This is a genomic window from Radiobacillus sp. PE A8.2, from assembly GCF_045635475.1.
GTDB lineage: Bacteria > Bacillota > Bacilli > Bacillales > Amphibacillaceae > JBJGXI01.
This window is the reverse complement of the sequence record NZ_JBJGXI010000040.1, coordinates 21,924-36,398: the sequence shown is the minus strand read 5'-3', so window position 1 is coordinate 36,398 and position 14,475 is coordinate 21,924. Positions and strand designations below refer to the sequence as shown.

Genomic DNA, 14,475 nt, shown 5'->3' with positions numbered 1-14,475 from the left:
GAGTGTTATTGGATGCAAACAAAAAAAGTTTTTCTATATGTATTTAATACAATGTCGGACTGGGAATATGGATATTTAATTGCTGAACTAAACTCAGGAAGATATTTCAAAAAAGAGTTAGCAACTTTAAAAGTAATTACAGTAGGAGCTAATAAAGAAATGATTACTACTATGGGAGGACTTAACATAAAACCAGACATTTCCCTTGATGAATGTGCTCTTGAGAGTAATGATCTTTTAATTTTACCAGGAGGGACTACTTGGAGTGAAGAAATTCATCAACCTATCTTGGAAAGAATTGGCCAAGCTTTAAAGCTTGGCACTAATGTTGCTGCAATTTGTGGTGCAATTGAGGGCCTCGCGAATATGGGATACTTAGATACTAGAAAGCATACAAGTAATAACTTAGAATATACTAAAATGGTATGTCCTAACTATAAAGGAGAAAAGTTCTATGAGTTGGGATCTGTGGTATCTGATGCGAATTTAGTTACTGCATCAGGAATAGCTCCTCTAGAATTTGCATTCGAGGTACTGAAAAAAATAGATGTATTTACACCAGATGCATTACATTCATGGTATAACCTAAATAAGACTCATAAACATGAATACTACTTCCAGTTAATGAATTCAATAAATAGCTGAGCTGAAAAATCAACTTAGCAGTTTTATATTAGTTCAAATAAAAAATAATGAAGTAACTAAAAAGTTCACTTTCTCTATTTTGTTTTGCAGAGAAGTTGGGCTTTTTAGTTTGGAATTTCCTTATCGTTGTAAATCCGCATTTTCCTGACTCTACCTCTTATTAAAGATACGTGCAAGATTCCTGTAAAAAGTTTGTGAACAAATGCTCCTAAACTATCGTGTATGTTGAACAAGCCATTTTGTTATAATAGGATTCTTTGCTTGCTCCAACTGCACAGTTAAACAAATCATCTAAGGCGATCATTTAATAGTGAACCCCTTATTTGACTCAGAACGCTAAGCAAAAAAGGTGTGAAGGGCTATGTTTCGAAGTTATTTACTTTTCCAGGCACCCCAGCGATGGAGTTACTGAAGACAGCAATATTTACAAGTAGAGTTATTACCTGAAGCACTACTTGTAAGCCTTTAAGACTCGTAAACATTTCTTTCATAACTACAACTCCCTTTCCTACTGTTTTCGCTGGGGTATCGCTTTGGACCTCGGCCTAAACCGACTCTGGGAGAGGAGCCTGAAAAAAGAATAACTGTTTAATGATAATATCACAAAATGTAAATTAGTGTCGCAGTACAACGATACTATTCAATAATAATGAAATTCCGTGACAACAATTGTATATAACATGGCAGAGGCGGTACATTTCAGAGACCGTAATCCATAAAAAGCAACCTAAATTATAATACACCCAAATGCATTTAGTTTGCCTTATGTACTAGTTCTAAATATAACTTTCTATAGCTTGCATCACCTGAAAAGCACCATTGCTTTTATTTGATAAGATTGCAACCTTGGTATCCGACTTAGGGTAATAAGCAGCATGGAAACTTACACCAGGGTCATAGCCCATGATATGGAATTTGGTAATGTCAGACTCGTTACTATTTATCCAGATACCGTAGCCATAATGAACGCCTTCATTTACACGGACATGGGGTGTTAACAACGTATCCGTTATTTCTTTGCTTAAGACTTCATTATGAAACAAAGCCTCCCACAGCTTGATTATATCCTGGGCCGCAGTATAAGCTCCACCATCTGCTCCACCTTTAATTGGGATGGAGTAATGATTGGTCCTCCATGTCCCGTCTTCTTCATCAATGTAGCCGTAAGCTGTATTAGGAGGAAGCTTGTCCATGGAAAAATAGCCCGAATCCTTCATGCCGAAGCGCTTAAAGATATGCTTATCCACGTAGTCAGTGAAGCGTAAACCTGATTGTTGCTCAACAATTAAGCCTAAAATAATGAAACCTGCATTATTATAATGAAATTTATCTCCTGGACGAAACATCATCTTTTGTTCTTGGAATAACGGTAAAAAATCTTGTAATTCCTTTAATAGATACATAGGTGTCTGCTTCCAAAGATCCTCAAAATCATCCATTACCGCTTCATCAAAATAATCTGGAATGCCAGCTGTATGTGTTAATAGGTGATGAACGGTGATATCGTTGTCAAAATGCGGAAATTCAATTGCCAAACAATCATTAAGTTTCGCCTGAAAAGTTAATTTCCCCGCCTCAACTAGCTGGCAAATTGCAATTGCTGTAAACAACTTGCAACCAGAAGCAATCCCAAAGCGAGTAGTCACGGCATTCAATCGTTGGTCCGATCGGTTAGCAAAGCCAAAGGAAGACGCAGCAAGTACATCCCCCGCTTCCTTTGCATAACTAACACCTGAAAAACTCTCTTTTTTTGCAATGCTTTCGATAGCTTGTTGAAGCTCCATTTTCCTATTGCTCATATGGACCGATCTCCTTTATAAAAAATGTTAATCATTACTACTTCTAAAAGTCACCTTGTTTTTTCCTGTTCGTTTCGACTCGTATAAGGCTTGGTCCGCATAACTAATTACCGTCGTAGGATTATCGTCATGGTCAGGCCAGATTGCTCCTCCAATACTAGATCCTACGGTTATTGTGTTTGATTTGAGCTGATACGGATTACCAACATTATTAACAATATTCTTTGCTACCTGCGCATATTCCTGCTTTTCCTTGCCTGACAAGATGACTAAGAACTCATCGCCACCAAGTCTAAATGCATAATCATTTTCATCAATCGTAGCTGTGATTCGCTTCGCTACTTCTTGCAGTAGCTCATCACCAATGTCATGACCATGAATGTCATTTACTTGTTTAAAGCCATCGAGATCGATGTACAAAAATGTTAGTGTATTGTTTGTTTCTTTTGCTTTTTCGGTAGCATCATCGATGATTCGCTCCAAAGCAATCCGGTTTGGAAGTCCTGTTAATTTATCATGATTCGCAAGGTCTTCCATTTTGTTCAGTTCCGAGATTGTTTGAATAAGTGACGTTACTAGCTCACGTAACGTTAACGATAATATTTCAATATCTTTTATGCCACGGAAAAATGGTATTTCTACCTTTTCTCCTGTTCTTAATTGTCTTGCTGAAGTTGTAATCCGCTGCAATGGTTTGGTTACGAATCCAGCAACATACCAACCGACCACAGAGAATATAATCGTTAATACAATTCCGCTTAATACTATCGATTTTTGCAGTTCTTGTACCGGTTTAAAAGCGATCTCTTCAGGTATGCGAACTAAGATCGTCCAACCTAGCCCTTCATATTCTTGATATCCAGTTCCATATGCATATCCAGTTAGATAATTTTCTCCATCTGGCCATGTTTCGATGATCGCGTTATTTTCTTGCTGCTGTTGGGCACGACGAATACTTTCTAATTCGAGCGGTTTGCCTACCATCTTATCAGGACCTAACAACACAGCATTATCATTTTTATTTACGATAAATATCTCTGCACCTTCAAATTTCTGTTCTAAAGGTTCAATGATACTTGCCTCCACCTGACGAGCCCATTCCCAACTTAGATGGGTTGCTAAAACCCCGACAGTATCTCCGTCTTCTCCAGTGATCGCTTTACTAATATCTACAAACTGAATTGGTTCTCCGGTAGGGTTGGGAAGCAATTCCGATAGTAGAACAGCATCATGTACATCTCCGATAAAATTACCATCAAGCGCTTCATAAAATACAGGGCGTTGTGAAATATTAGCTCCCTCTAAGATATCATCTGTAGCAACAAGAACATTGCCATCAATATCTGTTAAACCTACCCAAGAAAAAGCCGTAAAACTTTCTTGTAACTGTTCTAACAAATTTTGTATTGCTTCTGTGTCTTCCTGGTTTTTTATATCCTTAAGTTGACTTACTATGTCAACTTCTCCTGCTCTTGACCACATAAAAAAGTCTAGTTTATCTGCCATTTGGAAGGCAGTCGTAGACAACGCATTACCTATTTCAGTTTCGACCTTTTCGCTTGACTGTCTACCAATACTAATACTCAAAACGGTTGTTAAAACAATAATTATAATTGCAAAGATTACAGCAACATACGCCCTTAAACTTAATTTCATTCTAAATAACTCCTACTTGGTCTCGAATTTCAGCTTAATAATTACTAGATTTTTTACCATAGTTATAGTTTCATAGTTATACCTTCATGATAATATACTATGCTATATAAGACTAGCAATTAATTGTCCGCTAAAACGAAATACAGCTACTTCAATACTAAGCTTGATTGGTTGCTTTTCCCAGGCATTATTGCAGTTGTTTTACTATCGCTCGTCCTGCTACGCGTCCTGTAAAGAGGCAGCCTCCAAGAAATGTTCCTTCTAGTGCTCTATATCCGTGCAGTCCTCCCCCACCGAATCCAGTTACTTCTCCTGCACCATATAAACCGGGAATAGGTTCACCGGCAGAACTTAACACCCTTCCTGATAAATCTGTCTGCAAGCCACCTAATGTTTTCCGACTAACGATATTTAACCGGACAGCAATTAACGGTCCATTTTTTGAATCCAGTATTTTGTGAGGAGATGCAACTCGAATCAATTTATCACCAAGGTATTTACGCGCTCCTCGGATTGCTGTTATTTGCAAATCCTTCGTGAACGTATGATCTATAGCACGATCACGCGCCTGTATTTGCCGCTCAATTTCATCAACTTGCAGAAGATTATCACCAGTTAATTTGTTCATTTCAGAAACAAGTTCAGGCAAATTATCTGCAATAATGAAGTCCTCCCCCTTATCCATAAATGCTTGTACTGGTCCTGGTGCACCAGGTAATGCTCGACCTAGCACCTTTTTAATACTTTTTCCTGTTAAATCAGGATTTTGCTCTGAACCCGATAACGCAAATTCACGCTCAATAATTTTTCGTGTCAAAATAAACCAAGAATAGCTGTATCCTGTTTTTTGAATAGCTTCTAGCGTGCCCAATGTATCGAATCCTGGAAAGTTCGGGGCAGAAAAGCGATTTCCTTTTGCGTCTAACCAAAGCGATGACGGTCCAGGCAGTATTCGAATACCATGATTTTTCCACACAGGATCCCAATTTTTTATTCCTTCTGTATAGTGCCACATGCGATCGCGGTTAACGATTCGACCTCCCGCTTCTTCGGTAATTGACAGCATACGGCCATCGACATGTTCTGGTACACCGGAGATCATCTGCTCGGGAGGATTACCGAGTCGACTCGGCCAATTTTTACGAATGAGTTCTGGATTACCACCTAATCCACCGCTTGAAACAAGCACAGCTTGTGCACTATACTCAAATTCATTAATTGCCTCTCTAGAGCTTGCTTCACCACGAGCTGCATTACTTGTAGCAAGAACAGCTCCATTGACTCCAACAATCCTTCCATTACTACTTATAAGCTGATCGACACGATGACGTGGCTTGTATACTACCGCCCCACTTTTCAGATGCTCCCTAACTCGTTGTTCAAACGGCGCAACAATCCCAGGACCTGTGCCCCACACAATGTGAAATCGTGGTACAGAGTTACCATGACCGTCCGCTAAATAACCACCACGCTCTGCCCATCCGACAACCGGAAAAAATTTGAGCCCCATACTTTGTAGCCAGGAACGTTTTTCTCCAGCAGCGAAATCTACATAAGCCTGTGCCCACTTTCTTGCCCAATAGTCCTCGTCAGCATCCCGGTCAAACCCAGCAGTTCCGAGCCAGTCTTGCCAAGCTAATTCCTTTGAATCTTTGATCCCCATCCTACGTTGCTCAGGTGAATCTACAAGAAACAAACCTCCGAAAGACCACCATGCTTGTCCTCCAAATGATGCTTCCGGTTCTTGATCAAGTAGTAATACCTTTTTTCCAGCATCTGCAATTTCTGCTGTTGCAACTAACCCAGCAAGACCCGCTCCAACCACGATAACATCGTACTCCATATCCATCCCCCATTCTAAAATCCCAACTACATTGTAACCGATTTCAATAGTGATTTTAATAAAACAAGACATTTGTTAATCAACGTCCAGATTTTATATAGCCAAGAATTACAAAAAGCCAAAATATACTTTTTCATAATAAAACACTGTATATTTTGGCTCTATGAAACAGCTATTTAATATTTTACAGAAATACTTTGTCTCACTTAAAATGTCACAAGAATTCTAGTAGTTGTTTTTCATGCTTGTCGAGCATAATTTGTTCCGGCTTAATGCCCTGCTCACGAAGTAGTTCAATATTCTGAACGAGGAACTCGTCACTGCCAACTATATAGAAGATTCCATCCTTGTCTGCAGCAAGGTTTTTTACTTCTTCATAATAGTCATTACGGTTATCGACGAACTTGGACGTGAACTTCTTGTCAGGTGCGGAATTGAAAATATTAGTAAATAAGAAATCTTTTGATGAGTCGATATTCAAGGAATGAATTTGATTGACGTTGTCAGCACGTTCGAAATAATCAAGTACAAGCGGTCTAAAAGTTGCCACGCCTACACCTGATGATAGCAGGTAAACATTTTTATCTTCTCTTTTAAGCGGTACATTTGAATGCGTTTTAAATATTGCAACTTCATTGCCGACTTCAAGATTTCTTAAAATCGTCTTAAACTCAGAGCACTCTTCTTTGATGCGTGTTGTTATACCGATTGAATCTTCGTGCGGTAAAGTAGAGATAGACATATGTCGAATCAGGCTGCGGTTAGGTTTATCTCCGGCATTAAAACCCTGCAGTGCGAAGTGGGTGTGAGAACCTTCTTCCCATGTAAATTCTTTCGGACAGTCGAGCATGTACGTTTTAACCTCAGGCGTTTCTTGAATAATCTTATTTACTTTAGTCCAGTAAATTTGCATTATATAATCCCCTTTACTCCATTATGTATTGTTACTATCTAATATACACTAAGTGATAACGGTTCTCAATTAAATTTATTGATTATTTATGCTTTGTAATCTTAACTATCATATAATAGACTGTAAAACTGCACATAAAATATCATTACTCAACATGTTATAATAGAAAAAAACACTAGAACAGGTGATCTCATGCCAGATAAAATAACTATCTCTGTCCGCTCATTAGTAGAGTACGTCTATAGCTCCGGCAGTATTGATTCCCGATTCCGGACGAGCAGCACGTTACTTGATGGAACGAAAGCACACCAGAAGGTTCAACGGACGTACAATGATAGCGATGAAAAAGAATATTACGTTAGTGCAGAGATTCCTTACGAGGGATTAACCTTTGTGATCGATGGGCGATGTGACGGGCTGTTATTTGCGGATGACCGGGTGACTGTGGATGAGATCAAGTCAACATCGGGCGACTTGCAGGCCATTACAGCAGACACGTATCCCGTTCACTGGGCACAGGCTAAATGCTATGCCTATATGTATGCAGTCGACCATCAGCTCAGTGAGGTGGATGTTCAGTTAACTTATGTGCATGTTGATTTAGAAGAAAAAAAGCATTTTAGAACAAGCTTCCGCCACGATGAGCTCCAAGCTTTTATGATGGAAACGATCGAGGCGTATTTCCCCTATGCTTCTTTAATGGTCAAGCATCGGGAAGAAAGAGATACAAGCATGAAGGAGCTGGCGTTTCCATTTGATGCGTATCGAGATGGCCAACGAAAACTTGCAGGTGCTGTGTACAAAACGATTAAAGATAAAAAGGGGCTGTTTGCCAAAGCACCGACCGGAATCGGCAAGACGATTTCAACTACCTTTCCCGCTGTGAAAGCAATTGGCGAAGGTCATGCACAGCGCATTTTTTATTTAACAGCAAAGACGATTACGCGTGAGACTGCCGAAGAAGCATTCACGCTCATGCAACAACAAGGCCTGTGCATGAACGCCGTGACAATCACCGCTAAAGATAAGGTTTGCTTTCAAGATAAGACGATTTGCCAAAAGGATTTTTGCCCGTTTGCAGATGGTTATTATGACCGGATTAACGGCGCTGTCATCGATATACTAGCAAACGAAAAACTAATTGACCGAAAGACAATTGAACGATATGCACGTAAGCATACAGTTTGTCCATTTGAATTTTCCCTTGATGTGGCTTATGCCGCCGATGCAATAATTTGTGATTATAATTACATTTTCGACCCACGTGTGTCCTTGAAACGATTTTTCGAAGAACAGAAAAAACAGACCGTGTTGCTGATTGATGAGGCACACAACCTTGTCGATCGAGCACGTGAAATGTTCTCCGCCGATTTGTACAAGTCACCTTTTCTTGAGATTAATCGTGCGTATAACAATGTTAACAAACAGGTTGCCAATGCGGCCAAGACGGTCAATGATCACTTGCTTGCATTGAAAAAACAATGTGATGCGCAGCGAACGCTCCTATTAGATGAGATTCCAGAGACCCTTTTGGATGAACTGGAGGCGTTCAGTTCACATGCGGAAAAAGAGCTGGTGCAGCAGCGTGACGGCGAATCGGAGCAGCAACTGCTAGATGGCTATTTTTCTGCACAGGGATTTCTCCGAATTGCACAATATTATGGAGAGCAGTATAAAACGTACGTCGAATATGAAAATAGCGAAGTGCATCTGAAGTTATTCTGCCTTGATCCTTCAGCACTCTTGAAGCAAATGGGCAAAAACTACCGGACGAAAATCTATTTTTCTGCCACACTGTCACCACTCGATTATTATCGCGATATGCTTGGTGCCAGTGATGAAGACTATTGGTTGTCCGTTCCCTCTCCGTTTGCAAAAGAGAATGTGGAGGTTGCAATCCAGCCCCTATCTACTAGATATCGAGACCGGGAAAAAACGAAAGCACCGATGGCGAAAATGATTGGACAAGTTGCCAAGGAGCATGATGGCAATTTTCTCGTTTTCTTTCCATCTTACCAGTACATGATCACGATTTATGAGCAATTTCTAGAGGAAGGTTATAACATTCCGACGATTGTGCAGGACAGAGGGATGTCGGAGGCAGAACGGGAAGATTTCCTTGCTGCCTTCCAAGCGAATGCTGAGCAAAAGCTGGTCGGTTTTGCCGTTCTAGGTGGCATATTCTCTGAAGGTGTTGATCTCAAAGGTGACCGGTTGAATGGTGTAATTGTCATTGGTGTCGGGTTGCCGCAATTTGGATTGGAGCGTAACATTATTAAAGACTATTTTAACGGTGTTGGCAAAAACGGCTACGACTATGCGTACGTATTCCCCGGGATGAACAAAGTGCTACAGGCAGGCGGAAGATTGATCCGCTCGGAAACAGACCGAGGTGTAATCATACTTGTCGATGATCGTTTTTTGCAACAGAAGTATCAGGCGCTGTTGCCTGAGGAGTGGCGAAACAAGGGGACAGGTAACGTATCTAAGTTATTTTGATAGATTTGTGGGACACGGTGCCTGACCCTTCATGTCAGGATCAACCCTCCTAGGTATACGTCCAATTTCAAGCGTACAAGTTTATAGTTGATTGTCACATGAATAGGATGTTGTATGCCTAGAAAGGAGTGTATGTAATGAATTATAACTATTATAATCAACCATGTAATTGTGGGTCTGATTTAGGTTCATTAGATTATGGATACGAGTATACGTTTGATGAAAGACAATTTGAGGATGGAAGATTTGGACCAATTGCATTTCCATTTTTCCCATCTGGACAGGGGCAACAGCCAGGACCTCCTATGGGACCACCTCCAGGACAGGGGTGGCAACAGCCGGGACCTCCTACGGGGCCACCTCCAGGTCAAGGATCACAATTTGGACCACCAACCGCTCCACCACCATCTGCCCCACCAGTTCAGTCACAGCAAGCACAAACATTCGCTGTTGATCCAGGCAGTATTAGAGGTTGTATGTTCAGATATACGTATATATGGTTAAGAGGCAACCGCGATTTCTGGTTCTACCCTACCTATATCGGCCGTACATCTGTAGCGGGATATCGCTGGACTGGATTTAGATGGGTGTATTCCGGATTAAGCTTAAGACAAATCCAATCGTTTACTTGCGTATAACTCAAGGGGAAGCAAGGGCTCTTGCTTCCTGCTACATATGGTGATAAATGTTATGATCTCTAAGATAGGAAGCAATTAAAGGCTGTTTTCTAAAAGATTGTTGTTTATCCAGAATGCGACGTAGTGCTTGTGATTTCCGCTCTAGGCAGTCGCTTTTCGCTAGTTTAAGTGTTTTTCTTTAAACTAGTTGCCTAAGTGAGAACTCGGAGTGATCACAGCCAAAGTAATGTACTACATGCGCCACATTTTAAACCAACAGTTACACGAAATTTACCATTTGCTGTCATCATGTTTTTCAAAGAGAACATCAAGTAAAAAAAGCCTAATCTCCTTTTATTTACCGAGTAATTAGGCTTTTGTCTTCCGCAATTGCGTAATCATTTCTATTGAACAGTATCGTTGTTCTGCGCAGCAATAGGGCCTTAAAATTTTTGGTTTCTTGTTCAACATAAGCTCATTGTTAATGCAATAAGCAACTTACACTCTAAATACGTTAATTTTATTACTGAAACACTTAGTTAGTCTTTTCCTTTGTAGTCTTCTCGATAATAAAATGCTTTATTGGGTTTCAATACGGAAAAAGAAAAGATTATAGATAAGAAAAGCATCACAAGTGCCATCGTGATAATTGTAAGCCGTAATGAAATTAAATCTGCTGCAAAACCTACTACAAGAATAAATATCACTTGAGCAGCACTTTGTATCAACTGATAAATACTCGTCACTCTACCCATAATTTCTACTGGAACATTGTTTTGGTAAAAAGTCGTTATTCCAGCATTTAAGAACACGTTAAAGAAACCCAAGATTACAAATCCAACCACAATTGATAGAAATGACCACGAAAATGCATAGATTACATAACCTATTGTCATCATGACAATACCGATGACAATCATATATCTAAGCGAGAATAATTTTGAAAAAATTGAAAGTAACATAGCACCTATAACAGAACCAATTCCAGTTATACTTATCAATAGACTGTACTCCATCTCAGAAAGCCCTATAATTTGCTGTGTAAATACAACTTCTTGTGCATCCATTGCAAAGGTAAAAAGCATAACTATTATAAATCCAAGATAGGTAAGTGATACGTATTTATTTTGGGACATGAACTTCTTAACCATTGAAAAATCTTGAACCACTTGGGAAAAAGTCAATGTTGGAATTTTATCTTTATTAATATTTTCTTCACCTGGTAGAAAAAATAACAAAATGGCTGAAAACAGAAAGAACAATGCATTTAGCCACAATGTTGTTTCAACAGAAGTCAATAAAATAAGGGAGCCACCGATTGCTGGTCCAATAATAAATGCTCCTGAACTTGTAAAAGATTGAATAGAATTAAATTGCTTTCTTTTTTCTTTAGAAACAAGTATAGCAATATAAGTCATTGATGATGGATGGAAGAATGCTTTTGCTACACTTAGGATAACCAAAATGACGTATATAACTGCTATATTTGGTGCGAGTGGGATCAAGCAGATGAAAACAGCTCTGACTATGTATGTTACAATCATTACTTTTCTCTTACTACGATAATCAATAAAACTTCCAGTCCAGAACTTTGTAACAATATTAGTCAGTGGACCTACTATCCAAAGTCCTGCGACCGCTGCTGCTGAACCAGTTAACTGATATACAATAATATTAATTGCTACTAAATAAATAAAGTCTCCTATACTAGAAAACCCGATGGATGATAATAAAATAGCTGGATTTTTCCAACCCCTCAAAATGTCCTTCATTAAATTCCTCATTTCTATATTGATTACCCTGTTTCCTATCTTAGCTACTCATACGCTGACGCACTTTTTCACTTGCGATAAATGCGTGTTTGAAGCAAATGTTTGCTCGCTTATAGGCATGGATTTCTTCATAAAATACTGCCCATAACGGTGCATAGTACAGTGTTAATGAATAATATTCTTGCTCTGAGAAATAAGGGAAAACTAGTTCTTCTATGTCTTTTAACTTATTTAGTGTGTACTCTCGATCACTTGCATATTTCAACAAATCTCTTTGATACTGATGATGAAGTACTATAAATCGTTCCCTTGGATAGTTGGTGAATAGCTTAAGCAGCGTTTCTTCATCATCCTGTTGATATGTAGCCCGCATCCAATTAATAACAATATGCAAATCTTCCTCAAAGCTATTTGCTTGCTCGTAATATGACATCGCTTCCTTTAATAAACCCTGACATTCATAGCAATAGGCAAGGTTGTTATAGAGAGAACTCCATTGCCTTGGCGTTTGTATAGCTGAAACATTTCTCAATAACTCTAGACCTGCTTCAAATTCCAACAATGCTTCTTTAAATCTATGTAAAGCATTCAGAATGACCCCCTTCATAGAGTAAAGTTTCAACTGAAATAAAGGTTTGTAATGATGTGTAAACGCTTCTGTCGCAAGATTGATGTAATATAAAGCTTGCTGGAATGAATAATAGCGATGGTGTGCGAAAGCTAAATGATAAAGATAATTCGCTTGCTCAAATCGACTGGTAGTATTCATGTAATTGCTGACATGCAGTTGTTCTTCTCTTAAAATAATCTCCTCGAAATCCAAAAAAGATATATGGACATACGTTGTAATCCCAATATACATTTGGGTTACCCTATCTTGATGCCAAGTGATGAAAGGTTCAATTTTCATTAATAGCTCTCTAGCTGCAGTTAACGAATCGATGGATGACAAATACCGACTATAGACCAAACCAGCTAGCACATCAACTTCTTGTTGAAAAGCCTCCGTTTGGTAAGACTCCAACCTTGCTAATTCGTTTTGTGTTAGAGTTTCATTCGATAATAATTTTGCGTAAATTTTTTCTAGAAGAGAATGTTTCAACTCTAAATTTGCTACCTCACTCTCCAAGTCAATTCCTAATCGTGCCAACAGCATTTCATATACATTTTGTTCGGCAACCACGACACCATTTTCAATACGACTTAAATAAGAAGGTGTACAAATACCAACAGCTATATCATCTTGTTTTAAACCTTGTTGCTTACGATGATATTTTATCAGTCGCCCCCAGTTCTTTCTTGCATTTTCTGTCATTGTCGTCACCTCTTCATTCATTTTAACAAATTTTTCGCATCCTTTATTGTGTATTTCGCGAGAATCATTATGGATTATCTATCAATTATCACCGGACTTACACAAATAGAAAAAGCCATTATATTGATCGCTTGTCAGAGGTGTTACCTTTCAATGTCTGTAATTACGGAGCGGGTAAAGCCTCTCCACTTCAGCAGTGATCTCAGGCTAAGTAGTTCCGATATCGTAGAAAAATCTAAAATAACAGACGAAATATCATACTAAAAAAGTACAAATAACATACATAAATGACTTAACCCGGATTGAATACAGCCTGGAATCGTATTGACGTCTAATTTAATCAAAATGAATTTATCTCGCTCGCCTGCTTCTGATACCAACTTTTAGCATGGAAAAGAAGAAAGTGACAGTGATATAGAAAAAAGCACGCTCTCCCTCATTACAAGGATAACGTGCTTTTTTGTTAAGTTACGCAATAGTTCTTTCTTTTTGGATCTTCAAACCTGCATTATTCCGTTTAAATTTCAAAAGAATTTACGTTAAAGTTCTTTCCTAATTCCCGTTACATTTGAATGAATTTTCTGACTAACTGACGTAAAAGATCTTTCCTAATGAAATGAAAATAATAAGGGTCTCGCCATTCCGCAAGACCCCAAAAATTGAAAGTTGATCTGTCTTGAACGGCATTCCCCATTCAAGACAAAATTGAATTTTTTTCTATCACTTATATCTTATTCAATAAAACTAAATTTATTCCTTAATTAATATCTTAGAAAACGAAGAAACCCCGCCATTCCGCAGGGTTTTTCTGATTGAAATTTTTTAGCATCAAACGGCATTCCCCGAATGACCCTTAAACTAATTGAATTTAAATTTATTATAACATATCCAAGTTAAAAGTCAATAACAGGTTCATCATTCTTTTTCAATAATGTTATTAAATTTCTTCAATATCTCAGGAACTTTATCAGAAACATTTTTTCTTTCTGTTGTTCCTATTATATTTTCTATTCGTCGATAATGAACAAATTTAAATTGCCCAAAATTTATATAGCCCTTTTCAACGCCTCCAGGTAAACCAAGATTTTTTAACGACACAGTGTTATCTCCATCAGGCTGACGTACTTTTGTCAATGGAGCGACTAAAAAATTACTCCCTTTTCTAGCTAAAATAATACCGTAATGACCATCAGATATTTCAGCACCGAATCCTTTTCCGAAGTTTACATGAACGATATCGCCCTTTTTTAAATCGTTAGGATAATTGTCTGGTAGTAATTTTTTTAATTTTTTCTTTAATACTTTAACCTTGTTTTTTGAATCTATATTAGGTTTTTGTTTTAAAGACTTTAATTCTCACCTTATATCAAGTTCACGATTGTGTTTTTTATTTGTCTTGGTCTTCTCTAGAAACCA

At 38.4% G+C, this 14,475-nt stretch carries 11 protein-coding genes; 3 read left to right on the top strand and 8 right to left on the bottom strand.

Annotation, left to right across the window (positions count from 1 at the left end):
• The first annotated feature begins 12 nt into the window (after nucleotides 1–12).
• Nucleotides 13–645, top strand: a complete 633-nt coding sequence (locus ACI6MV_RS18620) for a type 1 glutamine amidotransferase family protein (protein ID WP_407271823.1) — start codon at nucleotides 13–15, stop codon at nucleotides 643–645.
• Nucleotides 646–1,004: 359 nt separating this feature from the next.
• Here the strand turns inward: ACI6MV_RS18620 and ACI6MV_RS18615 are convergent, their stop codons facing one another.
• The 5 genes from ACI6MV_RS18615 to ACI6MV_RS18595 form a co-directional block, all read right to left on the bottom strand.
• The gene (locus ACI6MV_RS18615; protein WP_407271822.1) at nucleotides 1,005–1,136 is read right to left on the bottom strand and encodes a hypothetical protein; all 132 of its coding nucleotides are present in this window, start codon (nucleotides 1,134–1,136) and stop codon (nucleotides 1,005–1,007) included.
• 285 nt (nucleotides 1,137–1,421) lie between these two features.
• A complete protein-coding gene (locus ACI6MV_RS18610) occupies nucleotides 1,422–2,444 on the bottom strand; it encodes a serine hydrolase domain-containing protein (protein WP_407271821.1) in 1,023 nt (340 codons plus the stop codon).
• 27 nt (nucleotides 2,445–2,471) lie between these two features.
• Nucleotides 2,472–4,100 carry a sensor domain-containing diguanylate cyclase gene (locus ACI6MV_RS18605; RefSeq protein ID WP_407271820.1) on the bottom strand — a complete coding sequence of 543 codons (1,629 nt, stop codon included), beginning with the start codon at nucleotides 4,098–4,100 and terminating at the stop codon, nucleotides 2,472–2,474.
• Nucleotides 4,101–4,287: 187 nt separating this feature from the next.
• Nucleotides 4,288–5,943: an FAD-binding dehydrogenase gene (locus tag ACI6MV_RS18600; protein WP_407271837.1), complete on the bottom strand. Its 1,656-nt coding sequence runs from the start codon at nucleotides 5,941–5,943 to the stop codon at nucleotides 4,288–4,290.
• Nucleotides 5,944–6,157: 214 nt separating this feature from the next.
• A complete protein-coding gene (locus tag ACI6MV_RS18595) occupies nucleotides 6,158–6,856 on the bottom strand; it encodes a dihydropteridine reductase (RefSeq protein ID WP_407271819.1) in 699 nt (232 codons plus the stop codon).
• 192 nt (nucleotides 6,857–7,048) lie between these two features.
• On the opposite strand from ACI6MV_RS18595, the gene ACI6MV_RS18590 reads away from it, so the two are divergent.
• Both ACI6MV_RS18590 and ACI6MV_RS18585 read left to right on the top strand, forming a co-directional pair.
• Nucleotides 7,049–9,355: an ATP-dependent DNA helicase gene (locus tag ACI6MV_RS18590; protein ID WP_407271818.1), complete on the top strand. Its 2,307-nt coding sequence runs from the start codon at nucleotides 7,049–7,051 to the stop codon at nucleotides 9,353–9,355.
• A 137-nt stretch (nucleotides 9,356–9,492) separates the two neighbouring features.
• The gene (locus tag ACI6MV_RS18585; RefSeq protein WP_407271817.1) at nucleotides 9,493–9,993 is read left to right on the top strand and encodes a hypothetical protein; all 501 of its coding nucleotides are present in this window, start codon (nucleotides 9,493–9,495) and stop codon (nucleotides 9,991–9,993) included.
• Nucleotides 9,994–10,511: 518 nt separating this feature from the next.
• Here ACI6MV_RS18585 and ACI6MV_RS18580 read toward each other — a convergent pair.
• From ACI6MV_RS18580 to ACI6MV_RS18570, 3 genes are all read right to left on the bottom strand, one after another.
• Nucleotides 10,512–11,744 carry an MFS transporter gene (locus ACI6MV_RS18580; protein WP_407271816.1) on the bottom strand — a complete coding sequence of 411 codons (1,233 nt, stop codon included), beginning with the start codon at nucleotides 11,742–11,744 and terminating at the stop codon, nucleotides 10,512–10,514.
• A gap of 40 nt (nucleotides 11,745–11,784) precedes the next feature.
• Nucleotides 11,785–13,059 (bottom strand): helix-turn-helix domain-containing protein, encoded by a 1,275-nt coding sequence (locus ACI6MV_RS18575; protein WP_407271815.1) that lies wholly within the window; start codon nucleotides 13,057–13,059, stop codon nucleotides 11,785–11,787.
• Between the two features lie 915 nt (nucleotides 13,060–13,974).
• Complete coding sequence (locus tag ACI6MV_RS18570; RefSeq protein ID WP_407271814.1) at nucleotides 13,975–14,193, bottom strand: hypothetical protein; 219 nt, start codon at nucleotides 14,191–14,193, stop codon at nucleotides 13,975–13,977.
• Nucleotides 14,194–14,475: the final 282 nt, after the last annotated feature.